Source organism: Ralstonia chuxiongensis (genome assembly GCF_024158925.1).
GTDB classification, from domain to species: Bacteria; Pseudomonadota; Gammaproteobacteria; order Burkholderiales; family Burkholderiaceae; genus Ralstonia; species Ralstonia chuxiongensis.
This window is the reverse complement of the sequence record NZ_JAMYWC010000008.1, coordinates 36,902-60,326: the sequence shown is the minus strand read 5'-3', so window position 1 is coordinate 60,326 and position 23,425 is coordinate 36,902. Positions and strand designations below refer to the sequence as shown.

Here is a 23,425-nt window from a genome sequence, read left to right as displayed (position 1 = left end):
CGAGCCTCACTTCACGCGGTGCAGCGCTGCGCTGCTGCCGTCGCCAGATGCCGCAGGTGCCCGCGACGCTTCGGGCGAACCGTTGAGCGCCACGCGCATCCGCTCACGCGCCCGCGACAGCCGCGACATCACCGTGCCCACAGGCACGCCCAGCACGTCGGCTGCTTCCTTGTAGGCAAACTGCTCCAGACCGACGAGCAGCAGTACCGCCCGCTGGTCTTCGGGCAGCGTCGCCAGCGCACGCAGCAGATCACGGCGCAAGCCGGGATCGTCGTCGACCGGAATCTCGGGGGGTGAGTCGCTTAGCTCGATCCGATCGGGCCGGCGGACGGCGTTCAGGTGCAGCCGATGCATGATGGTGAGCAGCCAGGCAAACAACCCGTCGCCCTCGCCCTTTGCGCCAATCTGCCCGATCGGCCCAAGCCTGGGCCGCAGCTGGAACCGCCAGCGGTAACGCCAGGCGCGTTCCAGCGTGTCCTGGACAAGATCGTCTGCACGGCTGGCGTCACGCATCAGGCCGCGCGCGTGTCGGCGCAGGCGTGGCGTGAGCGCGATCAGCCGGCTGGCCAGGTCGGACATAGGGGCGCGAGCGAAGGCGGCGTGCTTACGGTTTGGCGACGTGCCAAACGTTCATGAAACCGTCTCCGGTCTGGTCGCCCGGCATCTTGTCCTTGGTCCAGAGGTAGAGCGGCTTGCCGCGATAGGCCCACTGCTTCTTGCCGTCGTCGCGCGTGATGATGGTGTAATCGCCGGACGGCTTGTCGGCGTCATTGGCAGCCAGCGGCGGCCAGTTCTCAGCGCACTTGCCGTTGCAGGCGCTCTTGCCGGCCATGGCGTCACGGTCGAACGTGTAAAGCGCCATGCCGTGCTGATCCGTGAGCGTGCCGTTGGTCACCTTGACGGCCGATGGCGTCGACGACCCGCCCATACCCATGCTGCTGCAGCCTGCCAAACCGAATGCGGCAAGCAGCGCGGCGCCGGCCAACGCGGCGCGCGGATTAAACAACTTCTGGGAAGCTGCGGACTGGCTCATCTTGTTCTCCTTGGATGGAGGGGCGCGCCGATCGCGCCCTCACTGAGCAGTAAACACGCTAGGCGCGTCTTTATTCCAGTCCGCCGAGAATTTTTTGTGACTGACGGCTTACAGCTCGCCGTAGCTGTGCAGGCCCGAGAGGAACATGTTTACGCCCAAGAAGGCGAACGTCGTCACCAATAGGCCAATCAGCGCCCACCACGCCGCCATGCGGCCACGCAGGCCCTTCATCAGGCGCATGTGCAGCCACGCGGCGTAGTTCAGCCAAACGATCAGCGCCCAGGTTTCCTTCGGATCCCAGCTCCAGTAGCCGCCCCAGGCGTCAGCCGCCCACAGCGCACCGAGAATCGTGGCGATGGTGAAGAACGCAAAGCCCACGGTGATGGCCTTGTACATCACGTCATCGAGCACTTCGAGCGACGGGAGGCGATCGGCCAGCACGCCGCGCTCCTTCAGCAGATAAGCTGCGCCCACCATAGCCGACAGCGCGAATGTGCCGTAACCAATGAAATTGGCCGGTACGTGGATCTTCATCCACCAGCTCTGCAGTGCCGGCACCAGCGGCTGGATCTCCTGCGCGCTGCGCGACACCGTGTACCACAGCAGAAAACCCACCGCCGCCGACACCACCAGCATCACGAACGGCCCCAGCGCGCGCGTCTTGTAACGCTGCTCGTAGTACAGATAGAACAGCGACGTGATCAGCGTAAAGAGGATGAACACCTCGTACAGATTCGAGATGGGGATGTGGCCAATGTCTGCGCCCACCAGGTACGACTCATACCACCGCACCAGCATGCCGGTCAGGCCGAGCACCACGGCTGCCCAGCACAGCTTGCTGCCGATCGACCCACCCGCTTCCCAGCGCAGCAGAAAACCCGTCCAGAAAAATAGCGTGGACAGGAAGATCAGTGCGCTCATCCACAGGATGGCCGACTGGCTGGCAAGGAAATACTTGAGGAAGAAGGCGTGCTCGGCGCGGGCGAGATCCGGGCCATTGGCGCCGGCGTATTGCGAGATACTGAACAGCGCCAACACGGCGATGCCAATCATCAGCACGCGCACCGGCTTCCACGTCCAGCCCAGCCATGCGAAGGCGGGCACGGCCGCGACGAGAATGCCGCGCTCGTAGCCGTCCATGTATGCGCCATAGCGCGAGAAGGCATAACCGGCGCCGGCCGCCAGCATTGCAGCAAACAGCCAGTCAAACCAGCCTAGGCGGCGGAAATACGATGGGCGTTGCAGCGCGCCCAGATCGGCGCTCGCCATGGTCGTTTGGGGATTGCTCGCTTCCATCACCGGCTCACTTCGTTGGTTTGGGGTCGACGCTCGCTGCACCGGCGGCATCGGGGGCGCTTGGGGCTCCTGCTGCGGCGCGGATGTCGTGCTTGAGGCGCTCGAACTCGCGGTCAAAGTCGAGCGTGCGGCGCATGGTCGACATGGCGGTCAGCACATGTGCGCCGGAGGCGCTTTCATTGGCCTGACCGGATTGCGGTCGGATCCACAGCCACCAGCGGCGCTCTCGCACGTAAAACATCGAGAACACGCCCAGCACCAGCAGCAACGACCCAAGATACACGATGTTTTTGCCCGGCGCACGTGTGAGCTGGAACACGCTGGCCTGCACTTGCTGGAAGTCGGTCAGCTGCAGATACACCGGTGCACCGTAGAAGGCGTTGTCCGACAGCGCGTTGATGGCGCTTTGCAACCATTGGCTGCTGGCGGCATCCACGATGGGTGCCGGTTGGCCGTCCTGCGCGCGGGCCAGTTGCCACAACTCCCACATCGAGCTGTTGATGATCTTCATCAGCACATCGGCGGCCTTCTCGCGCTCGCCTTCGGGCACCGATTTCTGCAGGAATGTGGCAACTGCGGCAAAGCCGCCCTGTGCACTCGCGGAGCCGTCCTTTACATCGACAGCGCCAGCAAAGAGGTCGAGCGCGCGACGGGCGCTTTCCATCAACTGGTTGCGCAGTTCCGCACGCTGCTCGCCGGGCATGGAGAGCAGCGCAAACCGGCGCGCCGCTTCGCCCCGCATCGCCGGATTTTGCAGCGCGGCGCGCAGGCGCATCCAGTCGCCGACGGTGCCCTGTGCGTCCGCAGGAATGCGCAGGTAGCGGAATGGCTCGTCGGGCTGTGAGCGCATGCCGGCAAGGAACACCGACTGCCCATCCAGCGTAACCGGCTGCATGTAATTGCTGAACTCGTGCGCCTGGCCGTTGGCGTCGCGCAGCTTGTACTGCACCGAAGGGCCGACGTTGCGCAGGTCGCGGTCGCGCGTCATCTTGGTCACGTTGCCAAGCTCCGTGCGCAGACCACTTTCCGCACCGCCCTTCTTGCCAACGCCGCGAGCGTCCTGCTTGCCCGAGGCGTCCGTCACCGTTTCGACATTCATCAGGCGGAAGTCGGAGAACTCGACCGTGTAGTCGCCACCCTTGCCGGTGAGCTTGGAGCTTTCGCCCACGACGCCCGACATGTCGAACGTCTTGGCGTTATCACCTTGCATCGGGAAGCCGGTCAGCTTGAGTTTCGAGCCGCCATCTTCGAAGCTAGACTGGTAGATCGCCACGCCGTCATACACGAACGGCTTGTTCACCTCCACGCGCGCGGCGGTCTGCTTGCCGGTACGACGGTCGGTCACGACGATGTCGCTGGCGAACAGCTTTGGCATGCCCGTCGAATAATGCTCAACGGTGAACTTCTTGAGCGTGATCATGAACGGCAAGTCCTGGATCAACGCGCCATCGGCGATGTTCAGGATGGCCGTGCTGACGCTCGAACCTTCCGGCACGAACGCATTACCGCGGAAACCCGGGTTCGACGTCGAGAGCCGATGCTCCGACCCAATGTCGCTGATGACTGCATTGCCCTTGATGGGCGATTTGCCGCCAAACCACATCTGCGCGCGGATCATCATGTCGCCGTCCAGCAGCCCGCCGATGCAGATTACGACGATGGCCGTGTGCGCCAGGATGTAGCCGATCCTGTTGCCCGCCCCCGCCTTTGCGGTGATCAGCGTCGCACCACCCTCGCGCGCGAACGCCTTGATGCGGAAGCCGCGGTTCTGCGCGAGCGCGGCCAGGCGTGCGGTCACGGTTGCGGTGTCGACGGTGGAATCAAATTCGTCGCGGTGGTGGAACGCGCGCAGGCTGCCTTCGCGCACGTTTTCGCGCCAGGAGCGCATGTCGGCCAGCATCTTGGGGGCATTGCGCACGATGCACAGCGAGGTGGACACCACCAGGAATGCCAGGATCAGCAGAAACCACCACGCGCTATAGACGGTGGGCAGCGTCAGCGAGCGGAACACATCGGCCCAGAACGGCCCGAACTGGTTGACGTAGTTCGGGTACGGATCGTTCTGCTTGAGCACCGTGCCGATCACGCTGGCAATGGCGATCACCGTCAGCAGGCTGATGGCAAAGCGCATCGACGACAGCAGCTCAACCGTTTCGCGCAGCGCGCGACGGCGGGAGCGGATCTGGACGCCGGAAGTGGAGACCGAAGACATGCTGGGAGACAACCTGTTCAGAAACGAAAACAGGGTGGCGATGCCAGGCGCATTGCCACCCTGTTCTTCTTGTTGATTGTGCGACCGTCACATGACGGCCGGGTGCGGCAGATTAGCGCAGGCCCGCAATGTAGTCGGCCACCGCCTTGATCTGCTGGGCCGTCATGCGACCAGCCAAGTCGTGCATCTGTACGCTGTTCTTGCGGGTACCGCTTTGGAACGCAACCAGTTGAGCTTCAGTGTATTCGGAGAACTGACCTGCAATACGCGGATATTGCGCCGGGATGCCGGCACCCGTCGGGCCGTGACAGCCCGCGCACGCTGCGATACCGCGCTTGGCGTCGCCGCCGCGATACAGCTTCTGGCCCAACTCGATGGTGTCCTTGCTCTTGGCCGAACCTGGCTTCCAAGCCGGTTGCTTGCCCAGGTAGGCGCCAATGTCCTTCATGTCCTGATCCGACAGCGCGCCGGCGTACAGCGACATGACCGGCTGGTTACGGTCGGTCTTGGCCTTGAAATCCTTGAGCTGCTTTTCGATGTATTCGGCGTGCTGGCCAGCCAGCTTCGGGTTGACGTTCATGGCGCTGTTGCCGCCGGCGCCGTGACAACTGGCACACGCGGGCACGCCATTGGCGGGCACACCGGTGTTGAAGATCGTTTCGCCGCGTGCGGCGTCGCCCTTGGCGACTTTTTGCTCTTCGGCATGGGCCATGGAGAGGACCGATGCCAGGGACAGCGCTGCGACAGCAAAAACGTTCGCGATGCGGTTCATTCGCACACCTTGTTTAGATTGTTTTCGAATGCTGCGTGCGCCGCCCAATGCGGGACCCTGCGGCGCCGGGCGCCCCCTTCTCCTCGTGCCAGACCAGCGCATGAAAACGGACCGGCCCGGGCCTCGGGGCGGTCCTGCGACGGATCTGGTGGGGACGTCCGTAAACCGGCGTATTGTACAATAACACCTCTGCAATGCGACCTCGCGGCGCAGCAACCACGCAGTTCTGAACTGCAGTTTACAGGTACTGCCGCGCATGTCGCTCCTGCATCAAGCCCGTTTCTTCATCACCGTCAATCATCTGCGTGATTTACCGGCGACCGCCGTGCCGGAAGTTGCGTTTGCGGGCCGCTCCAACGCAGGCAAATCCACCGCGATCAACATCCTGTGTAATCAGAAGCGGCTGGCGTTTTCCAGTAAGACGCCCGGCCGCACGCAGCACATCAACTATTTCTCAGTGATGCCCGCCAAGGCGGAAGACCCGCTCGGCTTCTTGGTCGACCTGCCCGGTTACGGCTATGCCGAAGCACCCGGCGAGACCAAATCGCACTGGGTTCACCTTCTGGGCGACTACGTCAAGGCGCGCCAACAGCTCGCCGGCCTCGTCATCATGATGGACGCGCGCCGTCCGTTTACCGACCTCGATTGCCAGATGGTCGAGTGGTTCCTGCCGACAGGTAAGCCGATCCACGTGCTGCTCACGAAAGCGGACAAGCTGACCAACAACGATGCCTCGCGCGCGCTCATGGCGGCACGCAAGGTGCTGGCCGATTACCGCGCGCAGATCGACGGCGATGTGTCGCTAACGGTGCAGTTGTTCTCCAGCCTGAAGCGCCGCGGCATTGAGGAGGCGCAGCGAATTGTCGCAGGCTGGCTGTGCCTGCCCGAAGCGCTGGAACCGGAGCCGCAAGCCGAGCAGGCAAAAAAAACCCCGTCGCCAAACACGCAACGGGGGTAACGACCCCATCGAGCCATCGATGGGAACCCGCGTCAGGGAGGAGCCGCGGGGAACGCTGCATCAGCGTCGCTGGCGCATTGTCCGTGCATAGGATGGATAATCGCGACAAAGGTTTCGAAACTTCACAGTGTGTTCTTAGGGTCTGCTGAAATGATCGCGAGCTTCCCCGACCATCGTCCGCGCCGCATGCGCCGCGACGATTTCTCCCGCCGCATGATGCGCGAATCGCGCCTCACTCCCGACGACCTGATCTACCCGGTCTTCATCCTCGAAGGCACCAATGTGCGACAGGCCGTGCCGTCGATGCCAGGTGTCGAGCGCGTGTCGATCGATGTATTGCTGAGCGTGGCCGAGCAATGCGTGCAGCTTGGCGTTCCGGTGCTGGCACTCTTCCCCGTTATCGAGCCCTCGCTCAAAACGCCGGATGGTATCGAGGCCACCAATGCCGATGGCTTGATCCCGCGCGCGGTAAAGGCGCTCAAGGCGCGCTTCCCTGAATTGGGCATCCTGACCGATGTGGCGCTCGATCCGTACACGAGCCATGGCCAGGACGGCGTGCTCGACGCCAACGGCTACGTGCTCAACGAAGAGACGGTGGATATCCTGATGCGTCAGGCCCTGGTGCAAGCCGAGGCTGGCGTGGACATCGTCGCGCCGTCAGACATGATGGACGGCCGTATCGGCGCGATTCGCTTGGCGCTAGAGAATGACGACCACATCCACACGCGCATCATGGCCTACGCGGCGAAGTACGCTTCGGCGTTCTACGGCCCGTTCCGTGATGCGGTGGGCTCGGCGGCCAATCTGGGCAAGAGCAACAAGATGACTTACCAGATGGACCCGGCCAACTCGGACGAAGCACTGCGCGAAGTGGCGCTCGACATCGCCGAAGGGGCCGACATGGTGATGGTCAAGCCCGGCATGCCATATCTCGACATCGTGCGCCGCGTGAAAGATGAGTTCCGCTTCCCGACCTACGTCTATCAGGTCAGTGGTGAATACGCGATGCTGAAAGCCGCCGCGCAGAACGGCTGGCTGGATCACGACAAGGTCGTGCTGGAATCGCTGCTGGCATTCAAGCGCGCCGGCGCGAACGGCATCCTGACGTATTTCGCGCTGGACGCCGCACGTCTGCTGCGCGCCTAATCAGGCCGTCGGCTTGACTGCCTGCGTCGTGCCGATCGCGTGGCGCAGGCTCTCCAGGAAGGTGTCGGCGCGTTCAAAGCCGACCACGCGAGCCTTCAGCTCGCGACCCTGCGTATCGAAGAAGATTGTGCCGGGCGGCCCGAACAGGCCGAAGCGTTTGAGCAGGGCTTGGTCATCTGCATTGTTGGCCGTCACGTCGGCCTGCAGCAGCACCACATCGGCAAGTGCCTTGCGCACCCGGGCATCGGTAAAGGTCAGGCGCTCCATCTCTTTGCAGCTGACGCACCAGTCGGCGTAAAAATCGAGCATCACCGCACGACCCGATGCGCTCGCGTTGCGCACTTCGGCATCGAGTTCGGCGATGCTCTTCACACGCTTGAATGTCACGCCGTGTGTTTCTGCTTGCGCGGACGTGCCCGCCGATGCACGAATCAGTCCGCCCAGCGGTTGCAGCGGATCGCGGCCGCCGGCGGCGACACCGACCAGCTGCGCCGCACCCGCCAGCGCGAGCACCACACCCGCGACCTTGCCTAAACGTTGCACGTTGCCCGCGCCATCCGGCAGCGAATCAAATGTCCGCAGAAATACGGCCGCGCCGATCAGCAACCCACCCCACGCAACCATCACGGCCCAGGCCGGCAACACCGGCTGCACGATCCACAGCGCCACAGCCAGCAGGATGAAACCGAACACCGCTTTGGTGACGATCAACCAGTGACCAGCGCGCGGCAGCAAGTTGCCCGCCCCCACACCTACGAGCACAAGCGGCACGCCCATGCCGATCGACATCGCAAACAACGCCATGCCGCCGATGGCGGCGTTGCCGGTCTGCGCGATATAGGCCAGCGCGCCCGCCAACGCTGGTGTCACACACGGGGACACAATCAACGCCGACAGCGCACCCATCACGACGGCTCCCACAATCTCGCCGCCTCCATGCTTGCTGGAAGCTTTTGTCAGGTGATCGCGCCAAGCCGCCGGCAATTGCAGTTCATACAGGCCGAACATCGACAGCGACAGCGCCACCATCAAGACAGCAAACGCGCCCAGCACCCACGCGTTCTGCAGCGCGGCTTGCAGCCCCTGCCCGGCCAAACCGGCTGCCACACCCACGGTGGTATAGACGACGGCCATACCGAACACGTAAGCAACCGACACGATTGCTGCGCGCGAGCGCGTCGCGTGTTCGCCGACCACGATCGCCGACAGGATCGGCAGCATCGGCAGCACGCACGGCGTGAAGGTCAGCAACAGCCCGAGCCCAAAGAACATCGCCGCAATCGCGCCCAGATTACCGCTGCCGAGCGTGCTGGCGATGCGGCCGAGGGCATCACCGGAGCTGGCGTCGCTACCACCTGTGGTCGACGCGCCGGGCGAGGCCGCAGCGGACTCCACCAGAAAACGGCTCTTCATTGGCGGATAGCAGAGGCCCTGATCCGCACACCCTTGCGAGGTGACGATCAACGTAAAAGGCGCCTTGGCGTTCTGCGCCTTCACACGGAAAGCCACGTCATGCCGATAGGTCTCGACGTCCTTGTTGAACGTCTCGTCAAACTTGACCTTGCCTGCCGGCATGTCAGGAGGCGCCAGCGTAACGGTTGCCGGGTCCGCCGCCACTGCGAAGCGCTCACGGTACATGTAGTAGCCGTCGGCAATGGCGAACTTGACTTCGACAGTCTGGCCGTCGACCTGCGTGGCGGAGAAGCGGAACGCCTGCTCGGGCGGCAGGAAATCGTCAGCAGCAAGCGCGCGCATGGGCAGCGTCGCCATTGCGACGAACAACATTACCAACTGCACGACACGTCGCACAGACACGAACGAAGAGAAGGTCATATCAACGGCAATCGAACATCAATTGGAAGGCAGGCGCGTTTCGTCGGCCACCCAGGCAAGATACGCCGGCAAGCCAATAGCCACCGGCACAGCGATGATTTCAGGGACCTCGTACGGATGCGCCTTGCGTAGCGCGACTTCCAGCGCCGGGTAAGCTGCCCGCGTGGTCTTGATCAGCAGCGGGATCTCGGCGGCATGCTCGATCGCACCATTCCACCAATACGTCGACGCACAAGCCGGCAAGCGATTGACGCACGCCGCCGTCCGAGATTCCAGCACAACCTTAGTTACGCGATCCGCACTTTCGGCATCGGGTAGGTTGGTCAGTACCAGCAGCACTTCAGTTCCGGCGGACATAGATACTCCAAGGATGCACGCTGACAGCCAGAACACCGAAAGCGGGCAACAAAAAAGCCAGGATGCGAATCCTGGCTTCATTGTAATGCGCGCCGCAGCACGCATTTTGGGGCTTGGCCAACGCGACGTCATGTCACACCGGCAAGCCTGGCCTGACCTTACTCGGCGGCGCCGTCGACTTCCACAGCCTCGGCAACTTCCGGACGATCGAGCAGTTCGACCAGCGCCATCGGCGCATTGTCGCCCTGGCGGAAGCCGAACTTCAGGATACGGGTGTAGCCGCCCGGACGGGTCGCGAAACGCGGGCCCAGTTCGTTGAACAGCTTGGTGACCATGTCGCGATCGCGCAGGCGGGCGAATGCCAGACGGCGGTTGGCAACGGTGTCCTTCTTGGCCAGCGTGATCAGCGGCTCGACAACCTTGCGCAGTTCCTTGGCCTTCGGCAGGGTAGTCTTGATCAGCTCGTGCTGCAGCAGCGAATTGGACATGTTGCGCAGCATCGCGAGACGGTGCGACGAGGTGCGGTTCAGTTTCCGCAAACCATGACGGTGACGCATGATGATTCCTTCTTAAGAGTGTTTGACCAGCTCTTCTATCGCCGCCGCTCGTACAAACGCTGCGTGGCGCGGGCCGGTAGCCTTAACAATAAGCCACCCAAACAGCGATGGCGGGAAAACCGGCCGATGCGCGCGCACCGGCCGACAATTGCAACTTACTTCTCGAGACCTGCCGGCGGCCAGTTCTCGAGCTTCATGCCGAGCGTCAGGCCACGCGATGCGAGGACTTCCTTGATCTCGTTGAGCGACTTGCGACCCAGGTTCGGGGTCTTGAGCAATTCGTTCTCGGTACGCTGGATCAGGTCGCCGATGTAATAGATGTTTTCGGCCTTCAGGCAGTTGGCCGAACGCACCGTCAGCTCCAGATCGTCGACCGGGCGCAGCAGGATCGGATCGATCTGCGGTGCGCGGGCGGCGGCGGCCTCAGCGGCGCTCTCAGTGCCTTCCAGCGCGGCGAACACCGACAGCTGATCAACCAAGATGCGAGCCGACTGGCGAATCGCTTCTTCCGGCGAGATCACGCCGTTGGTCTCGATGTTCATCACCAGCTTGTCGAGGTCGGTACGCTGCTCCACACGTGCAGACTCAACCGCGTACGACACACGGCGCACCGGTGCGAACGAGGCGTCCAGCACGATGCGGCCGATGACCTTGCTCGACTCATCGCCGAACTTGCGCACGTTGCCCGGCACATAGCCGCGGCCTTGCTCGACCTTCAACTGCAGATCCAGCTTGCCACCAGCCGACAGGTTGGCGATCACGTGACCCGGATTGATGATCTCGACATCGTGCGGCAGTTCGATATCGGCGGCGGTCACCACACCCTCACCTTCCTTGCGCAGCGACACCGTGACTTCATCACGGTTGTGCAGCTTGAACACCACGCCCTTCAGGTTCAGCAGCAGGTTGACGACGTCTTCCTGCACGCCATCGATGGTGGAATATTCGTGGACGACCCCAGCGATCGTGACTTCGGTCGGGGCATAGCCGACCATCGACGACAGCAGCACGCGGCGCAGCGCGTTACCGAGCGTGTGGCCGTAGCCTCGCTCGAACGGTTCCATGACGACCTTCGCGTGATGATCGCCAAGCGGCTCAACCGCAATAATTTTGGGCTTCAGGAGTGCTGTTTGCATTAGGTTGTCCTATTTCAATACCCTCGGCTCGTTACACCGATAAGGCTGACGGATTGGACTGGAAAGGTTCCATCGCGAATCTAGCGACGGAAGACGCACGTGCCGCAATCGCGTTGCGGCACGTAACGATTCGGATTGGATCGGCGCCCGGGTATTGCAGGCGCGCGAACACAATATCGTTGACGATGAGCGTCCCCAAAAGGCGCACGAGCCCGCACTTTGCAGTACGGGCGTCGTCATTAACGCGAATACAGTTCGACGATCAGGCTTTCGTTGATATCGCCAGCGATATCCGCGCGATCCGGGGCTTGCTTGAAGGTGCCTTCCATCTTCTTGGCGTCCACAGCAACCCAGATCGGGAAGCCACTCTGCTCAGCCAGCGTCAGCGATTCGGCAATACGCACTTGCTTCTTCGACTTCTCGCGGATAGCAATCACGTCGCCCGACTTGACTTGAGCCGACGGCACGTTCAGAGCTTGACCGTTCACCAGGATCGCCTTGTGCGACACCAGCTGGCGTGCTTCAGCGCGGGTCGAGCCGAAGCCCATGCGATAGACGACGTTGTCCAGGCGCGATTCCAGCAGTTGCAGCAGGGTTTCACCCGTGTTGCCCTTGCGGCGATCGGCTTCAGCGAAGTAACGGCGGAATTGACGCTCCAGCACGCCGTAGATGCGCTTGACCTTCTGCTTTTCACGCAGCTGGTTGCCGTAGTCGGACGTGCGGGCGCCGGAAGTGCGGCCATGCTGACCAGGCTTGCTGTCCAGCTTGCACTTGTCGGCGAGCGAGCGGCGTGCGCTCTTCAGGAAAAGGTCAGTACCTTCGCGGCGAGACAGTTTCGCCTTGGGACCGGTATAGCGTGCCACGTTATGTTCCTTCGTTATCAGTCATCCGTGGCGCATGGCCGCGGATGGTCCGCCTGCTCAGCCCTAACAACAGGACTGCAGCGAACAGTGGGCTTATGAAAAGACGAAACCCGCCTTCCGGGAAATCCGGAAGACAGGCAAGCGGGCAAGCATAGCACCCGCAGACCGACCTCGCCAGCAACTGGCGCGGTCGGTCGAATCACTTAGATGCGACGACGCTTCGGCGGACGGCAGCCGTTGTGCGGTACCGGCGTCACGTCTTCGATCAACTGGATCTTGATACCCAGGTTGTTCAGTGCGCGCACAGCCGATTCGCGACCCGGCCCCGGGCCCTTGATGCGCACTTCCAAGTTCTTGATACCTTGGTCCTGCGCCACGCGGCCAGCACTCTCTGCGGCCACCTGAGCGGCGAACGGCGTCGACTTACGCGAGCCCTTGAAGCCCTGGCCACCCGACGTAGCCCACGACAGAGCGTTGCCCTGACGGTCGGTAATCGTGATGATCGTGTTGTTGAACGACGCGTGAACGTGCGCGATGCCGTCGGCGACGTTCTTGCGAACCTTCTTGCGCGCGCGCTGGGCGGCGGTATTCGCTGCTTTTGCCATAGTTCCTATCCTTTACCCGACGGATTACTTCTTGAGCGCGACGCCGGCCTTGCGCGGACCCTTACGGGTACGGGCATTGGTGCGGGTGCGCTGACCACGCATCGGCAGGCCCTTGCGATGGCGCACGCCACGGTAGCAGCCCAGATCCATCAGGCGCTTGATGTTCATCGTCGTTTCACGGCGCAGATCGCCTTCGACGAGGAACTTCTCGATTTCCTTACGCAGCGCGTCCTGGTCCGGATCCGTCAGGTCCTTGACCTTCTTGTCGGTCGGGATGCCAGTAGCCTCGCAAATCTTTTGAGCGCGCGAGCGGCCGATACCGTAGATCGCCGTCAGGCCAATCACGGTATGTTTGTGGTTGGGGATGTTGACCCCTGCGATACGTGCCATTCGTCAATCCTCTTTGCGAAATTAGCCTTGGCGCTGCTTATGACGCGGGTCCGACGAGCAGATCACACGCACCACGCCCTTGCGCTTGATGATTTTGCAGTTGCGGCAAATGCGCTTAACAGAAGCCAGCACTTTCATGATTTTCCTCTTCCTTCAATTCCAGTCCGCTCACTTCGCCCGGAATACGATGCGCGCGCGGGACAGATCATACGGGGTCAATTCGACCGTCACCTTGTCCCCGGGCAAGATACGGATGTAATGCATACGCATCTTGCCGGAAATATGGCCTAACACTACGTGGCCGTTCTCTAGCTTGACGCGAAACGTTGCGTTGGGGAGGTTTTCCAGCACCTCGCCCTGCATCTGGATCACGTCATCTTTAGCCATGTCCCTTCAGGTTCGTGCGATCACTCCTAGCGGAGCGTCAGGTTTCCCTTGAAATTCGCCTTCTTCATCAAAGACTCGTACTGCTGAGACATCACGTAGGACTGCACTTGCGCCATGAAGTCCATCGTGACAACCACGATGATCAACAGGGATGTCCCACCGAAGTAGAACGGCACATTCCAGCGCAGCACCAAGAACTCCGGCAACAGACACACCAGCGTGATGTAGATCGCACCCGCCAGGGTCAAACGCACCAGAATCTTGTCGATATACCGCGTGGTTTGCTCGCCCGGACGGATGCCCGGAATGAACGCCCCACTCTTCTTCAGGTTATCCGCCACTTCCCGGCTGTTATAGACCAGCGCGGTGTAGAAGAAACAGAAGAAGATGATCGCCGCCGCATACAGCAGGATGTACACCGGCTGACCCGGCGACAGCGTTGCTGCCAGGTCCTTGACGACCCGTGCGACCGGATTCGTCGAGTTGCCGGCTGTAAACCAGCCCGCGATCGTGGCCGGGAACAGAATGATCGACGATGCAAAGATCGGCGGAATCACCCCAGCCATATTCAACTTCAGCGGCAGATGCGACGACTGCCCACCATAAATCTTGTTACCGACCTGCCGCTTGGCGTAGTTGACGAGGATCTTGCGCTGGCCGCGTTCAATGAACACGACCACAAACGTCACCGCACCAATAATCGCCACCACCAGGATCGCGGAGAAAATCCCCATCGAGCCCGTACGCACCAGCTCGAACAAGCCGCCGATAGCGTTCGGGAGTCCTGCAGCAATTCCGCCAAAAATGATGATCGAGATACCGTTGCCCAGACCACGCTCGGTGATTTGCTCACCCAGCCACATCAGGAACATCGTGCCCGTCACCAGCGTAATCACTGCGGTGGCCCGGAACATCAGACCCGGATCCAACACCAGACCCGGCTGCGCTTCGAGCGCCACTGCAATCCCCAGCGCCTGAAACGTTGCCAGGACGACCGTACCGTAGCGCGTGTACTGCGTAATCTTGCGCTGGCCGGCTTGGCCTTCCTTCTTCAACGATTCCAGCTGCGGCAGCACGATCGTCAGCAGTTGCATGATGATCGACGCCGAGATGTACGGCATGATCCCCAGAGCAAACACCGTGAAACGCGACAGCGCGCCGCCGGAGAACAGGTTGAACATCCCGAGGATGCCGCCCGACTGCCGTTGGAAAAGCTGCGCCAGTTGATCCGGATCGATACCCGGCACAGGAATGTGCGCGCCGATCCGGTACACCAGCAATGCCAGAACCAGGAACACCAGCCGACGGCGAAGATCGCCGTACTTGGCCGTGTTCTTGGCCTGGGCCATCACATTAGGTTTCGCCGTGGCCAAACGGATGCTCCGTCAGTGTGAAACAGCAGGCTATTAGGCCAGCGAGCCACCAGCTGCTTCGATTGCGGCTTTCGCCCCAGCCGTCGCGCCGATACCTTTCAGGGTCACCTTCTTGTCGATTTCGCCCGACAGGATCACCTTGGCGCTCTTGACCATCTCGCCAACGAGGCCGGCTTGCTTGAGGGACAGCAGATCGATTTCTTCGATCGGCAAGCCCGCCAGGTCGGCCAGACGCACTTCAGCGGTGAATTCCTTGGTCAGCGAGGTGAAACCACGCTTGGGCAGACGACGATGCAGGGGCATCTGGCCGCCTTCGAAGCCGACCTTGTGGAAACCACCCGAACGCGACTTCTGACCCTTGTGACCACGACCAGCCGTCTTGCCCAGGCCCGAACCAATACCGCGACCAACGCGGCGCTTGGCGTGCTTGGAGCCGGCTGCCGGCTTCAGGTTATTCAGTTGCATGTTCTTCTCCGTCTTGCCTTAGCCGATGACCTTGACCAGGTAGGACACCTTGTTGATCATGCCGCGCACTGCGGGCGTGTCCTGCAATTCGGACACCGAGTTCATGCGGCGCAGGCCCAGGCCGCGCACCGTGGCGCGGTGGTCTTCGCGCGTACCGATCAGGCTACGCACAAGTTGGACTTTCACGGTTTTCTGCGACATATCGTTCACCTATCCCTTCGGCTTAGCCGAGGATCTCTTCGACCGACTTGCCGCGCTTGGCGGCAACTTCGGCCGGGGTGCTCATCTTGCGCAGGCCATCCAGCGTTGCGCGCACCATGTTGTAAGGATTGGTCGAACCGTGCGACTTGGTCACGATGTTCGTCACGCCCATCACTTCGAAGATGGCGCGCATCGGACCACCGGCGATCACGCCAGTACCGTCCTTCGCGGGCATCATCTGCACCTTTGCGGCGCCATGCTTGCCAACCACTTCGTGCTGCAGCGTACCGTTCTTCAGCGGGACCTTGACCATCTTGCGACGGGCTTCGTCCATTGCCTTCTGCACGGCCACGGGGACTTCCTTAGCCTTACCCTTGCCCATGCCGATACGGCCGTCGCCGTCGCCGACCACAGTCAGAGCAGCGAAACCGAGAATCCGGCCGCCCTTGACCACCTTGGTCACACGGTTGACCGCGATCATCTTCTCGCGAAGACCGTCGTCGCGTTCGTCCCCTTGGACCTTAGGTTGAATTTTTGCCATGACGATATCCTCTATGCCGGCTTAGAACTTCAGGCCAGCTTCGCGTGCCGCGTCGGCCAGAGCCTTCACGCGACCGTGATAACGGAAACCCGAGCGATCGAACGCCACGGCTTCGATGCCGGCAGCCTTCGCCTTCTCAGCGATACGCTTACCCACCAGGGTGGCAGCAGCGGTGTTGCCACCGTTGCCGTTCAGTTCCTTGCGGACTTCGGCTTCCGCCGTCGAGGCCGAAGCCAGGACCTTGGTGCCATCTTCCGAGAAGACCTGCGCATAAATGTGCAGGTTCGTACGGTGCACAGCCAGACGGGCGACGCTCAGTTCCGCAATTTTCAGGCGGGTCTGACGTGCACGGCGCAGACGCGAGTCATTTTTGTTCATGATGTGCACCCTTACTTCTTCTTGGTTTCCTTCAGGATCACACGCTCATCGGCGTAGCGTACACCCTTGCCCTTGTAGGGCTCCGGCGGACGATAACCACGCACTTCAGCGGCGACCTGACCAACTTTTTGCTTGTCCGAACCCTTGATGATGATCTCGGTCTGCGTCGGCGTTTCCGCCTTCACGCCTTCCGGCATCTCATGGATCACGTCGTGCGAGAAACCGAGTTGCAGCTTCAGGGCGGTGCCCTGAACCGATGCACGATAACCCACGCCGACCAGGTTCAGCTTGCGCTCGAAGCCCGTCGTCACACCCTTGACCATGTTGGCCGTCAGGGCGCGCATCGTACCTTGCAACGCATTGGCTTCACGCGACTCATCTGCCGGCGCGAACGTGATCGTGCCGTTGTCGGTGTTGACCTTGACAAGCGAGTGAATCGGCTGCGTCAGGCTGCCCAGCGGGCCCTTAACGGTCAGCAGACCACCAGCGAAATTGACTTCCGCGCCCTTGGGCAGCGCGATGGGAGCCTTACCTACGCGAGACATGGTTCCCCTCCCTTAGGCGACGTAGCAAATGACTTCGCCACCGACACCGGTTGCGCGGGCACGGCGGTCCGTCATCAGACCCTGCGGGGTCGAGATGATGGCGACACCTAGGCCGTTCATCACTTGCGGAATTTCATTACGGCCCTTGTACACACGCAGGCCAGGCTTCGAGACGCGCTCCAGGCGCTCGATGACCGGGCGGCCAGCGTAGTACTTAAGACCAATCGTCAGCGTGGACTTACCACCCTGCTCGGTCACGGCGAATTCGTCGATGTAGCCTTCGTCCTTCAGGACTTTGGCGATTGCCACCTTCAGCTTCGACGACGGCATGACCACCGACGCTTTTTCCACCGCTTGCGCGTTGCGGATACGCGTCAGCATATCGGCGATCGGATCGCTCATGCTCATACTGTTTCTCCTGTAGCCTGTGCGTGATTACCAGCTGGCTTTCGTCAGACCCGGGATCTCGCCCTTGAAGGCGATCTCGCGGAGCTTGTTACGCGCCAGGCCGAACTTACGGAACGTACCGCGGGGACGACCGGTGATCGAGCAGCGGTTGCGCTGACGAGTCGGATTTGCGTTGCGCGGCAGCGCTTGCAATTTCAGACGCGCTTCGTAGCGCTCTTCTTCCGACTTGCTTTGGTCGGCCACGATGGCTTCGAGAGCGGCGCGCTTCTCAGCGTACTTGGCCACGAGCTTGGCACGCTTCTTCTCGCGTTCGATCAGAGACAATTTAGCCACGGTAACCCCTTAATTACGGAACGGGAACTTGAACGCGTTGAGGAGCGCCTTCGCTTCCTCGTCGTTCTTCGCAGTCGTCGTGATGCTGATGTTCAGACCACGGAGTGCGTCGATCTTGTCGTATTCGATCTCGGGGAAAATGATCTGCTCTTTCACACCGATGTTGTAGTTGCCACGACCGTCGAACGCCTTGCCAGACACACCACGGAAGTCGCGCACGCGGGGCAGCGACACAGTGATAAAGCGGTCCAGGAATTCGTACATACGTTGGCCACGCAGCGTGACCATCGTGCCGATCGGGTAACCCTGGCGAATCTTGAAGCCAGCGATAGCCTTGCGGGCTTTCGTCACGATGGGCTTCTGGCCAGCGATCTTGATCAGGTCGCCCGTGGCGTGCTCAATGACTTTCTTGTCATTGATGGCTTCGCCAAGACCCATGTTCAGGGTGATCTTGGTGATGCGCGGCACTTCCATCACGGACTTGTAGCCAAACTGCTTGATCAGTTCGGGCACAACCTTCTCTTTATAAAACTCTTGCAGACGTGCAGTCATGCTCAACTCCTCTCTATTGCCCAGAATCAAGCGCCGACGGCAGCACCGGTGGTCTTCAGCACGCGCGTCTTCACGCCGCCTTCAACCTTGATGCCGACGCGCGACGGCTTGCCATTGGCATCCACGAGCGCAACGTTCGAAATATGGATGGGCATGACCTTATCGACCACACCACCCGTGGTACCCAGCATCGGGTTCGGGCGCACGTGCTTCTTGGCAACGTTCACGCCTTCAACCGTCACATGCTCGGCGAGCACGGCCAGCACAGTACCTTGCTTGCCCTTGTCTTTACCGGTACGGACGATGACGCGATCGCCCTTGCGAATCTTGTTCATGCGGCCTCCGATTACAGCACTTCCGGCGCGAGCGACACGATCTTCATGAAGCGCTCGGTACGGAGTTCGCGAGTGACCGGCCCGAAAATGCGGGTGCCGATCGGCTCAAGCTTGGTGTTCAGCAGCACGGCGGCATTGCCGTCGAACTTGATGAGCGAGCCGTCAGGACGGCGCACGCCCTTGGCGGTACGCACCACCACGGCGTTGTAGATATCGCCCTTCTTCACGCGACCACGCGGGGCAGCATCTTTGACGCTGACCTTGATGATGTCGCCGACGCTGGCGTAGCGGCGCTTCGAACCGCCCAGCACCTTGATGCACATGACTTCACGCGCACCCGTGTTATCGGCCACTTCGAGCCGGCTTTCTGTCTGAATCATGGTGTTCTCGTCCCAACTTAATTCGCCAAACGCACAATGCGCAGAGGCGATCAGTCTTGGTCCCGCCGGCTGCTGGCATTGCGCCAACTGCGATTGGGTTGATCAACTTGAAGTCGGTAGCTGCCCGACGGCGATTGCCGCCTGGCCCATTCGCTTTTCCCCTCACCCGAGCCACCAGCAGATTTGCCGGCCACCCTCTTAAAGGGAAAGACCGAGACTATATCACATAATCTCGGCCTTGCAACAGCAAACTAGTCCGCTGTTGTTTTAGATCACGCGTGCAGCTTCAAGCAGACGCGACACCACCCACGACTTCGTGCGGGACAGCGGACGCGACTCCGTGATCTCAACCTTGTCGCCTTCGTTGTACTGGTTGGCTTCGTCGTGCGCGTGGTACTTCTTTGAGCGCACCACGTACTTGCCGTACAGCGGATGCTTGACGCGGTTTTCGATCAGGACCGTGACGGTCTTGTCCATCTTGTTGCTGACAACGCGACCGACGAGCGTGCGCTTCAGGGACGTTGCGGCTTCAGTCATTTCTGGTTCCCCTTCTGGCCCAGCACGGTGCGGACACGCGCGATGTCACGACGCACCTTCTTCAGCTGGCTGGTGTTCTGCAGCTGTTGCGTCGCTTTTTGCATGCGCAGGCCAAATTGGGCCTTCAGCAGCTCGGAGAGCTCCTGGTTCAGCCCGGCGACATCTTTGTCGCGCAGTTCGGATGCTTTCATGGTGTGTGCTCCTTACGTTCCGACCTGACGCACCACGAAGCTGGTCGCGATCGGCAGCTTGGCAGCGGCCAGACGAAATGCCTCGCGTGCCAGTTCTTCGCCAACGCCGTCCATTTCGTACAGCATCTTGCCCGGCTGAATTTCAGCCACGTAGTATTCCGGGTTGCCCTTACCGTTACCCATACGGACTTCGGCAGGCTTCTTCGAGATCGGCTTGTCCGGGAAAATCCGGATCCAAATGCGGCCGCCACGCTTGATGTGACGGGTCATCGCACGACGCGCCGACTCAATCTGACGCGCGGTCAGACGGCCACGGCCCATCGCCTTCAGACCGAATTCGCCGAACGAGACTGCGTTGCCGCGCGTCGCGATACCGGTGTTACGGCCCTTCTGCTCCTTGCGGTACTTCCTGCGCTTAGGTTGCAGCATGTTTATTCTCCAGTCTTGGCGTCGGCGCCACGACGGGCACCTGCACCAGCACCGCGGCGCTGACCGGCCGGGCGACCTTCGCCCTCACGGCGACGACCTTCCGGGCGACCCGGACGCTTGCGACGCTCTTCTTGCGGCTCTTCCACGACGGGTGCGTCGTTGCGACCGAGGTGGTCACCCTTGTACACCCACACCTTGACACCGATGATGCCGTAGGTGGTTTCCGCTTCGGAGAAGCCGTAGTCGATATCGGCGCGCAGCGTGTGCAGGGGCACACGGCCTTCGCGGTACCACTCGGTACGGGCGATTTCGATGCCGTTCAGACGGCCTGAGCTCATGATCTTGATGCCCTGGGCACCCAGACGCATCGCGTTCTGCATCGCGCGCTTCATTGCGCGACGGAACATGATGCGGCGCTCGAGCTGCTGCGTGATCGAATCGGCGATCAGCTGTGCATCGACTTCCGGCTTGCGGATTTCTTCGATGTTCACGTGCACGGGCACGCCCATGCGACGTTGCAGCTCAGCCTTCAGCAGCTCGATGTCCTCGCCCTTCTTGCCGATCACCACGCCCGGACGCGAGCTGTAAATGGTGATACGAGCATTCTTGGCCGGACGTTCGATGACCACGCGGCCCACCGACGCGTTCTTCAGCTTCTTCTTCAGAAACTCGCGAACCTCGATGTCTTCCTTGAGCATGCCGGCAAACTGGGTGTTGCTCGCGTACCAACGCGATGCCCAGTTACGGCTGACAGCCAGACGGAAGCCAGTCGGATGAATCTTCTGTCCCATCGTGACCCCTTAGTTGCCCAGCGTCACAGTGATGTGACAGGTTTGTTTCTCGATGCGGTTGCCACGGCCCTTCGCACGCGCCGTGAAGCGCTTGAGCGACGTGGCCTTGTCGATGTAGATCGACTTGACCTTCAGCTCGTCGATATCGGCGCCTTCATTGTGCTCGGCGTTCGCGATGGCGGACTCAACCACCTTCTTCACGATGCCAGCCGCCTTCTTCGGGCTGAACGTCAGCACGTTGAGCGCGCGCTCGATCGACAGGCCGCGGATCTGGTCAGCAACCAGGCGCGTCTTCTGTGCGGAGATACGGGCGCCGCGATGAATCGCTTTAACTTCCATGATTGCCCCTTATCGCTTCGCTTTCTTGTCGGCAGCGTGGCCCTTGAACGTACGCGTGAGCGCAAATTCGCCGAGCTTGTGGCCAACCATGTTTTCCGTGACATACACGGGCACGTGCTGACGACCGTTGTGAACGGCGATCGTCAAGCCGATGAAGTCCGGCAGAATGGTCGAACGACGCGACCAAGTCTTGATGGGCTTCTTGTCCTTCGTTTGCACCGCCGCCTCAACCTTCTTCAGCAGGTGGGCGTCAATGAAAGGACCCTTTTTTACGGAACGAGTCATATCTAAGCTCCTACCTACCGATTAACGCTTGTGACGGCGCTGAACGATCATGCTGTCAGTGCGCTTGTTACGACGGGTGCGGTAGCCCTTGGTCGGCGTGCCCCACGGGGACACCGGATCACGGCCAGCAGCAGTCTTACCTTCACCACCACCATGCGGGTGATCGACCGGGTTCATCACCACACCGCGAACGGTCGGGCGAATACCGCGCCAACGGGTTGCACCGGCCTTGCCGATCTGGCGCAGGCTGTGCTCTTCGTTGCCGACTTCACCGATGGTCGCGCGGCACTCGATGTGCACGCGGCGCACTTCACCCGAGCGCAGACGCACTTGAGCGTAGATGCCTTCGCGAGCCAGCAGTACGGCGGACGTGCCGGCCGAACGGGCAACTTGAGCACCCTTGCCCGGCAGGATTTCCACGCAGTGGATCGTCGTACCGACCGGAATGTTGCGGATCGGCAGGTTGTTACCGGCCTTGATCGGCGCTTCCGAGCCGTTAGCAATGGCTTGGCCAACCACAGCGCCCTTCGGGGCGATGATGTAGCGGCGCTCGCCGTCAGCGAACAGCACGAGCGCGATGTTGGCGCTACGGTTTGGGTCGTATTCCAGGCGTTCGATCTTGGCCGGAATACCGTCCTTATCGTTACGTTTGAAGTCGACGACGCGATAGTGATGCTTGTGACCACCGCCCTTGTGACGGGTGGTGATGTGGCCGTTGTTGTTACGGCCCGACTTCTGGATTTGCTTTTCCAGCAGCGGGGCGTGCGGCGCGCCCTTGTGAAGGTCGGGGTTAACGACCTTCACCATCGAGCGGCGGCCCGGCGATGTCGGCTTGGTTTTGACGAGTGCCATGATTACTTGGCCTCCGCTTCAAAATTGATTTCCTGGCCCGGCTTCAGCGAAACATAGGCCTTCTTCACGTGGTCACGACGACCCATGAAGCGACCGAAGCGCTTTTGCTTGCCCTTCTGGTTCAGGATCTGGACGGACTCGACTTCGACCTTGAACAGCAGTTCGACAGCCGCTTTCACTTCGCCCTTGTTGGCGTCGCGAGCCACTTCGAACACGACCTGTTCGTTCTTCTCGGCCACCAGGGTTGCCTTTTCAGACACCACAGGCGCCAGCAGCACCTGCATCAGGCGATGGTCGTTCTTGGCAACTTGCGTCATTTCAGCAACTCCTCGATCTGCGCGACGGCTGCCTTGGTCACGAGCACCTTTTTGTAGTGCACGAGCGACAGCGGGTCGGCGTGACGCGGCTCAACCACGAGCACGTGCGCCAGGTTGCGCGATGCCAGGAAGAGGTTTTCGTCCAGGTTATCGGTAATCACGAGCACCGAATCCAGGCCCATGGCGCGGAACTTGTCGGCCAGCAGCTTGGTTTTGGGCGCGTCGACGGACAGGCTGTCAACGACGTTGATGCGACCTTCACGGGCAAGCTGCGAATAAATCGAGCGCATGCCGGCGCGGTACATCTTCTTGTTGACCTTCTGCGAGAAGTTTTCTTCCGGGCTGTTCGGGAAGATACGACCACCCCCGCGCCACAGCGGGGAGGAGCTCATACCTGCACGGGCGCGGCCCGTACCCTTTTGGCGCCACGGCTTCTTGGTCGTGTGCTTGACCTCTTCACGATCCTTCTGCTTACGGTTACCGCTGCGAGCGTTGGCCTGGTAAGCGACGACGACTTGGTGAACGAGGGCTTCGTTGTAGTCACGGCCGAACACTTCCGGCGAGGCAGCAACGCCGGCGCCAAGTTGACCGTTGTCCTGGAGCAGCTTCAGTTCCATGCGTTTGCTCC

36 protein-coding genes are annotated in these 23,425 nt (G+C 61.3%); 2 read left to right on the top strand and 34 right to left on the bottom strand.

Annotated elements, in window-relative coordinates; translation table 11 throughout:
- Nucleotides 1–6: 6 nt before the first annotated feature.
- The 5 genes from NKG59_RS23100 to NKG59_RS23080 form a co-directional block, all read right to left on the bottom strand.
- A complete protein-coding gene (locus NKG59_RS23100) occupies nucleotides 7–579 on the bottom strand; it encodes an RNA polymerase sigma factor (protein ID WP_045203020.1) in 573 nt (190 codons plus the stop codon).
- A 25-nt stretch (nucleotides 580–604) separates the two neighbouring features.
- Nucleotides 605–1,033, bottom strand: a complete 429-nt coding sequence (locus NKG59_RS23095; RefSeq protein WP_253541849.1) for a COG4315 family predicted lipoprotein — start codon at nucleotides 1,031–1,033, stop codon at nucleotides 605–607.
- Between the two features lie 108 nt (nucleotides 1,034–1,141).
- Entirely contained in the window at nucleotides 1,142–2,302 is a 1,161-nt protein-coding gene (gene ccsB / locus NKG59_RS23090; RefSeq protein WP_394373673.1) for a c-type cytochrome biogenesis protein CcsB, read from the bottom strand.
- A gap of 34 nt (nucleotides 2,303–2,336) precedes the next feature.
- Nucleotides 2,337–4,541, bottom strand: coding sequence for a cytochrome c biogenesis protein ResB (locus NKG59_RS23085; protein ID WP_253541846.1), 2,205 nt, complete (start codon nucleotides 4,539–4,541; stop codon nucleotides 2,337–2,339).
- A gap of 112 nt (nucleotides 4,542–4,653) precedes the next feature.
- Complete coding sequence (locus NKG59_RS23080; RefSeq protein WP_253541843.1) at nucleotides 4,654–5,313, bottom strand: c-type cytochrome; 660 nt, start codon at nucleotides 5,311–5,313, stop codon at nucleotides 4,654–4,656.
- A gap of 256 nt (nucleotides 5,314–5,569) precedes the next feature.
- Here NKG59_RS23080 and yihA point away from each other — a divergent pair, with 256 nt between their 5' ends.
- Nucleotides 5,570–6,271, top strand: a complete 702-nt coding sequence (gene yihA, locus NKG59_RS23075; protein ID WP_045203015.1) for a ribosome biogenesis GTP-binding protein YihA/YsxC — start codon at nucleotides 5,570–5,572, stop codon at nucleotides 6,269–6,271.
- A 150-nt stretch (nucleotides 6,272–6,421) separates the two neighbouring features.
- Nucleotides 6,422–7,417 carry a porphobilinogen synthase gene (gene hemB, locus NKG59_RS23070; RefSeq protein WP_024977875.1) on the top strand — a complete coding sequence of 332 codons (996 nt, stop codon included), beginning with the start codon at nucleotides 6,422–6,424 and terminating at the stop codon, nucleotides 7,415–7,417.
- Here the strand turns inward: hemB and dsbD are convergent, their stop codons facing one another.
- The 29 genes from dsbD to rplD all read right to left on the bottom strand — a co-directional run bounded on the left by dsbD (nucleotide 7,418) and on the right by rplD (nucleotide 23,414).
- Entirely contained in the window at nucleotides 7,418–9,250 is a 1,833-nt protein-coding gene (dsbD, locus tag NKG59_RS23065) for a protein-disulfide reductase DsbD (protein WP_253541840.1), read from the bottom strand.
- Between the two features lie 18 nt (nucleotides 9,251–9,268).
- A complete protein-coding gene (gene cutA / locus NKG59_RS23060; RefSeq protein WP_253541836.1) occupies nucleotides 9,269–9,607 on the bottom strand; it encodes a divalent-cation tolerance protein CutA in 339 nt (112 codons plus the stop codon).
- Between the two features lie 158 nt (nucleotides 9,608–9,765).
- Nucleotides 9,766–10,164: a 50S ribosomal protein L17 gene (gene rplQ / locus NKG59_RS23055; RefSeq protein ID WP_024977878.1), complete on the bottom strand. Its 399-nt coding sequence runs from the start codon at nucleotides 10,162–10,164 to the stop codon at nucleotides 9,766–9,768.
- Between the two features lie 155 nt (nucleotides 10,165–10,319).
- Complete coding sequence (locus tag NKG59_RS23050; protein WP_004634508.1) at nucleotides 10,320–11,300, bottom strand: DNA-directed RNA polymerase subunit alpha; 981 nt, start codon at nucleotides 11,298–11,300, stop codon at nucleotides 10,320–10,322.
- A 239-nt stretch (nucleotides 11,301–11,539) separates the two neighbouring features.
- The gene (rpsD, locus tag NKG59_RS23045) at nucleotides 11,540–12,163 is read right to left on the bottom strand and encodes a 30S ribosomal protein S4 (protein ID WP_004634505.1); all 624 of its coding nucleotides are present in this window, start codon (nucleotides 12,161–12,163) and stop codon (nucleotides 11,540–11,542) included.
- A 203-nt stretch (nucleotides 12,164–12,366) separates the two neighbouring features.
- Nucleotides 12,367–12,768, bottom strand: a complete 402-nt coding sequence (gene rpsK, locus NKG59_RS23040; protein WP_003264143.1) for a 30S ribosomal protein S11 — start codon at nucleotides 12,766–12,768, stop codon at nucleotides 12,367–12,369.
- A gap of 24 nt (nucleotides 12,769–12,792) precedes the next feature.
- Nucleotides 12,793–13,158, bottom strand: coding sequence for a 30S ribosomal protein S13 (gene rpsM, locus NKG59_RS23035; RefSeq protein WP_004634501.1), 366 nt, complete (start codon nucleotides 13,156–13,158; stop codon nucleotides 12,793–12,795).
- Between the two features lie 21 nt (nucleotides 13,159–13,179).
- Entirely contained in the window at nucleotides 13,180–13,296 is a 117-nt protein-coding gene (gene rpmJ, locus NKG59_RS23030; protein WP_003264141.1) for a 50S ribosomal protein L36, read from the bottom strand.
- Nucleotides 13,297–13,326: 30 nt separating this feature from the next.
- Nucleotides 13,327–13,545 carry a translation initiation factor IF-1 gene (infA, locus tag NKG59_RS23025; RefSeq protein WP_003264140.1) on the bottom strand — a complete coding sequence of 73 codons (219 nt, stop codon included), beginning with the start codon at nucleotides 13,543–13,545 and terminating at the stop codon, nucleotides 13,327–13,329.
- Nucleotides 13,546–13,571: 26 nt separating this feature from the next.
- The gene (gene secY, locus NKG59_RS23020) at nucleotides 13,572–14,894 is read right to left on the bottom strand and encodes a preprotein translocase subunit SecY (RefSeq protein ID WP_009277656.1); all 1,323 of its coding nucleotides are present in this window, start codon (nucleotides 14,892–14,894) and stop codon (nucleotides 13,572–13,574) included.
- A 57-nt stretch (nucleotides 14,895–14,951) separates the two neighbouring features.
- Nucleotides 14,952–15,383 (bottom strand): 50S ribosomal protein L15, encoded by a 432-nt coding sequence (rplO, locus tag NKG59_RS23015; protein ID WP_045203011.1) that lies wholly within the window; start codon nucleotides 15,381–15,383, stop codon nucleotides 14,952–14,954.
- A gap of 18 nt (nucleotides 15,384–15,401) precedes the next feature.
- Nucleotides 15,402–15,584, bottom strand: a complete 183-nt coding sequence (gene rpmD / locus NKG59_RS23010) for a 50S ribosomal protein L30 (RefSeq protein ID WP_003264137.1) — start codon at nucleotides 15,582–15,584, stop codon at nucleotides 15,402–15,404.
- A 22-nt stretch (nucleotides 15,585–15,606) separates the two neighbouring features.
- Nucleotides 15,607–16,125, bottom strand: coding sequence for a 30S ribosomal protein S5 (gene rpsE / locus NKG59_RS23005; RefSeq protein ID WP_004634493.1), 519 nt, complete (start codon nucleotides 16,123–16,125; stop codon nucleotides 15,607–15,609).
- A 21-nt stretch (nucleotides 16,126–16,146) separates the two neighbouring features.
- Nucleotides 16,147–16,503, bottom strand: coding sequence for a 50S ribosomal protein L18 (gene rplR / locus NKG59_RS23000; protein ID WP_004634492.1), 357 nt, complete (start codon nucleotides 16,501–16,503; stop codon nucleotides 16,147–16,149).
- A gap of 11 nt (nucleotides 16,504–16,514) precedes the next feature.
- Nucleotides 16,515–17,048, bottom strand: coding sequence for a 50S ribosomal protein L6 (rplF, locus tag NKG59_RS22995; protein ID WP_253541834.1), 534 nt, complete (start codon nucleotides 17,046–17,048; stop codon nucleotides 16,515–16,517).
- A 12-nt stretch (nucleotides 17,049–17,060) separates the two neighbouring features.
- On the bottom strand, nucleotides 17,061–17,456 hold the full coding sequence (rpsH, locus tag NKG59_RS22990; RefSeq protein WP_004634489.1) for a 30S ribosomal protein S8: 396 nt from the start codon (nucleotides 17,454–17,456) through the stop codon (nucleotides 17,061–17,063).
- 27 nt (nucleotides 17,457–17,483) lie between these two features.
- The gene (gene rpsN, locus NKG59_RS22985) at nucleotides 17,484–17,789 is read right to left on the bottom strand and encodes a 30S ribosomal protein S14 (RefSeq protein ID WP_004634486.1); all 306 of its coding nucleotides are present in this window, start codon (nucleotides 17,787–17,789) and stop codon (nucleotides 17,484–17,486) included.
- 9 nt (nucleotides 17,790–17,798) lie between these two features.
- Entirely contained in the window at nucleotides 17,799–18,341 is a 543-nt protein-coding gene (gene rplE / locus NKG59_RS22980) for a 50S ribosomal protein L5 (RefSeq protein WP_009241894.1), read from the bottom strand.
- A gap of 26 nt (nucleotides 18,342–18,367) precedes the next feature.
- Nucleotides 18,368–18,676 (bottom strand): 50S ribosomal protein L24, encoded by a 309-nt coding sequence (gene rplX / locus NKG59_RS22975; protein WP_009241893.1) that lies wholly within the window; start codon nucleotides 18,674–18,676, stop codon nucleotides 18,368–18,370.
- An 11-nt stretch (nucleotides 18,677–18,687) separates the two neighbouring features.
- Entirely contained in the window at nucleotides 18,688–19,056 is a 369-nt protein-coding gene (gene rplN, locus NKG59_RS22970) for a 50S ribosomal protein L14 (protein WP_003264129.1), read from the bottom strand.
- Nucleotides 19,057–19,323: 267 nt separating this feature from the next.
- Nucleotides 19,324–19,593: a 30S ribosomal protein S17 gene (rpsQ, locus tag NKG59_RS22965; RefSeq protein ID WP_004634482.1), complete on the bottom strand. Its 270-nt coding sequence runs from the start codon at nucleotides 19,591–19,593 to the stop codon at nucleotides 19,324–19,326.
- Complete coding sequence (gene rpmC / locus NKG59_RS22960) at nucleotides 19,590–19,784, bottom strand: 50S ribosomal protein L29 (RefSeq protein ID WP_004634481.1); 195 nt, start codon at nucleotides 19,782–19,784, stop codon at nucleotides 19,590–19,592. Before rpmC ends, rpsQ begins: the two co-directional genes overlap by 4 nt.
- A 12-nt stretch (nucleotides 19,785–19,796) precedes the next feature.
- A complete protein-coding gene (gene rplP, locus NKG59_RS22955; RefSeq protein WP_003264123.1) occupies nucleotides 19,797–20,213 on the bottom strand; it encodes a 50S ribosomal protein L16 in 417 nt (138 codons plus the stop codon).
- A 2-nt stretch (nucleotides 20,214–20,215) separates the two neighbouring features.
- Nucleotides 20,216–21,004 (bottom strand): 30S ribosomal protein S3, encoded by a 789-nt coding sequence (gene rpsC / locus NKG59_RS22950; RefSeq protein ID WP_009241892.1) that lies wholly within the window; start codon nucleotides 21,002–21,004, stop codon nucleotides 20,216–20,218.
- A gap of 9 nt (nucleotides 21,005–21,013) precedes the next feature.
- Nucleotides 21,014–21,343, bottom strand: coding sequence for a 50S ribosomal protein L22 (gene rplV, locus NKG59_RS22945; RefSeq protein WP_004634479.1), 330 nt, complete (start codon nucleotides 21,341–21,343; stop codon nucleotides 21,014–21,016).
- Between the two features lie 9 nt (nucleotides 21,344–21,352).
- Nucleotides 21,353–21,628 carry a 30S ribosomal protein S19 gene (gene rpsS / locus NKG59_RS22940; RefSeq protein WP_004634478.1) on the bottom strand — a complete coding sequence of 92 codons (276 nt, stop codon included), beginning with the start codon at nucleotides 21,626–21,628 and terminating at the stop codon, nucleotides 21,353–21,355.
- A gap of 21 nt (nucleotides 21,629–21,649) precedes the next feature.
- Nucleotides 21,650–22,480 carry a 50S ribosomal protein L2 gene (rplB, locus tag NKG59_RS22935; RefSeq protein ID WP_004634477.1) on the bottom strand — a complete coding sequence of 277 codons (831 nt, stop codon included), beginning with the start codon at nucleotides 22,478–22,480 and terminating at the stop codon, nucleotides 21,650–21,652.
- A gap of 2 nt (nucleotides 22,481–22,482) precedes the next feature.
- Entirely contained in the window at nucleotides 22,483–22,797 is a 315-nt protein-coding gene (rplW, locus tag NKG59_RS22930) for a 50S ribosomal protein L23 (protein ID WP_004634476.1), read from the bottom strand.
- Nucleotides 22,794–23,414, bottom strand: a complete 621-nt coding sequence (gene rplD / locus NKG59_RS22925) for a 50S ribosomal protein L4 (protein WP_004634475.1) — start codon at nucleotides 23,412–23,414, stop codon at nucleotides 22,794–22,796. Before rplD ends, rplW begins: the two co-directional genes overlap by 4 nt.
- Nucleotides 23,415–23,425: the final 11 nt, after the last annotated feature.

Excerpts from the sequence above, each read along its gene's own strand:
- NKG59_RS23100 (WP_045203020.1), bottom strand. The coding sequence starts at position 579 with ATGTCCGACCTGGCCAGCCGGCTGATCGCGCTCACGCCACGCCTGCGC.
- NKG59_RS23095 (WP_253541849.1), bottom strand. The coding sequence starts at position 1,033 with ATGAGCCAGTCCGCAGCTTCCCAGAAGTTGTTTAATCCGCGCGCCGCG.
- ccsB (WP_394373673.1), bottom strand. The coding sequence starts at position 2,302 with ATGGCGAGCGCCGATCTGGGCGCGCTGCAACGCCCATCGTATTTCCGC.
- NKG59_RS23085 (WP_253541846.1), bottom strand. The coding sequence starts at position 4,541 with ATGTCTTCGGTCTCCACTTCCGGCGTCCAGATCCGCTCCCGCCGTCGC.
- NKG59_RS23080 (WP_253541843.1), bottom strand. The coding sequence starts at position 5,313 with ATGAACCGCATCGCGAACGTTTTTGCTGTCGCAGCGCTGTCCCTGGCA.
- yihA (WP_045203015.1), top strand. The coding sequence starts at position 5,570 with ATGTCGCTCCTGCATCAAGCCCGTTTCTTCATCACCGTCAATCATCTG.
- hemB (WP_024977875.1), top strand. The coding sequence starts at position 6,422 with ATGATCGCGAGCTTCCCCGACCATCGTCCGCGCCGCATGCGCCGCGAC.
- dsbD (WP_253541840.1), bottom strand. The coding sequence starts at position 9,250 with ATGACCTTCTCTTCGTTCGTGTCTGTGCGACGTGTCGTGCAGTTGGTA.
- cutA (WP_253541836.1), bottom strand. The coding sequence starts at position 9,607 with ATGTCCGCCGGAACTGAAGTGCTGCTGGTACTGACCAACCTACCCGAT.
- rplQ (WP_024977878.1), bottom strand. The coding sequence starts at position 10,164 with ATGCGTCACCGTCATGGTTTGCGGAAACTGAACCGCACCTCGTCGCAC.
- NKG59_RS23050 (WP_004634508.1), bottom strand. The coding sequence starts at position 11,300 with ATGCAAACAGCACTCCTGAAGCCCAAAATTATTGCGGTTGAGCCGCTT.
- rpsK (WP_003264143.1), bottom strand. The coding sequence starts at position 12,768 with ATGGCAAAAGCAGCGAATACCGCCGCCCAGCGCGCGCGCAAGAAGGTT.
- rpsM (WP_004634501.1), bottom strand. The coding sequence starts at position 13,158 with ATGGCACGTATCGCAGGGGTCAACATCCCCAACCACAAACATACCGTG.
- rpmJ (WP_003264141.1), bottom strand. The coding sequence starts at position 13,296 with ATGAAAGTGCTGGCTTCTGTTAAGCGCATTTGCCGCAACTGCAAAATC.
- infA (WP_003264140.1), bottom strand. The coding sequence starts at position 13,545 with ATGGCTAAAGATGACGTGATCCAGATGCAGGGCGAGGTGCTGGAAAAC.
- secY (WP_009277656.1), bottom strand. The coding sequence starts at position 14,894 with ATGGCCCAGGCCAAGAACACGGCCAAGTACGGCGATCTTCGCCGTCGG.
- rplO (WP_045203011.1), bottom strand. The coding sequence starts at position 15,383 with ATGCAACTGAATAACCTGAAGCCGGCAGCCGGCTCCAAGCACGCCAAG.
- rpmD (WP_003264137.1), bottom strand. The coding sequence starts at position 15,584 with ATGTCGCAGAAAACCGTGAAAGTCCAACTTGTGCGTAGCCTGATCGGT.
- rpsE (WP_004634493.1), bottom strand. The coding sequence starts at position 16,125 with ATGGCAAAAATTCAACCTAAGGTCCAAGGGGACGAACGCGACGACGGT.
- rplR (WP_004634492.1), bottom strand. The coding sequence starts at position 16,503 with ATGAACAAAAATGACTCGCGTCTGCGCCGTGCACGTCAGACCCGCCTG.
- rplF (WP_253541834.1), bottom strand. The coding sequence starts at position 17,048 with ATGTCTCGCGTAGGTAAGGCTCCCATCGCGCTGCCCAAGGGCGCGGAA.
- rpsH (WP_004634489.1), bottom strand. The coding sequence starts at position 17,456 with ATGAGCATGAGCGATCCGATCGCCGATATGCTGACGCGTATCCGCAAC.
- rplE (WP_009241894.1), bottom strand. The coding sequence starts at position 18,341 with ATGACTGCACGTCTGCAAGAGTTTTATAAAGAGAAGGTTGTGCCCGAA.
- rplX (WP_009241893.1), bottom strand. The coding sequence starts at position 18,676 with ATGAACAAGATTCGCAAGGGCGATCGCGTCATCGTCCGTACCGGTAAA.
- rplN (WP_003264129.1), bottom strand. The coding sequence starts at position 19,056 with ATGATTCAGACAGAAAGCCGGCTCGAAGTGGCCGATAACACGGGTGCG.
- rpsQ (WP_004634482.1), bottom strand. The coding sequence starts at position 19,593 with ATGACTGAAGCCGCAACGTCCCTGAAGCGCACGCTCGTCGGTCGCGTT.
- rpmC (WP_004634481.1), bottom strand. The coding sequence starts at position 19,784 with ATGAAAGCATCCGAACTGCGCGACAAAGATGTCGCCGGGCTGAACCAG.
- rplP (WP_003264123.1), bottom strand. The coding sequence starts at position 20,213 with ATGCTGCAACCTAAGCGCAGGAAGTACCGCAAGGAGCAGAAGGGCCGT.
- rpsC (WP_009241892.1), bottom strand. The coding sequence starts at position 21,004 with ATGGGACAGAAGATTCATCCGACTGGCTTCCGTCTGGCTGTCAGCCGT.
- rplV (WP_004634479.1), bottom strand. The coding sequence starts at position 21,343 with ATGGAAGTTAAAGCGATTCATCGCGGCGCCCGTATCTCCGCACAGAAG.
- rpsS (WP_004634478.1), bottom strand. The coding sequence starts at position 21,628 with ATGACTCGTTCCGTAAAAAAGGGTCCTTTCATTGACGCCCACCTGCTG.
- rplB (WP_004634477.1), bottom strand. The coding sequence starts at position 22,480 with ATGGCACTCGTCAAAACCAAGCCGACATCGCCGGGCCGCCGCTCGATG.
- rplW (WP_004634476.1), bottom strand. The coding sequence starts at position 22,797 with ATGACGCAAGTTGCCAAGAACGACCATCGCCTGATGCAGGTGCTGCTG.
- rplD (WP_004634475.1), bottom strand. The coding sequence starts at position 23,414 with ATGGAACTGAAGCTGCTCCAGGACAACGGTCAACTTGGCGCCGGCGTT.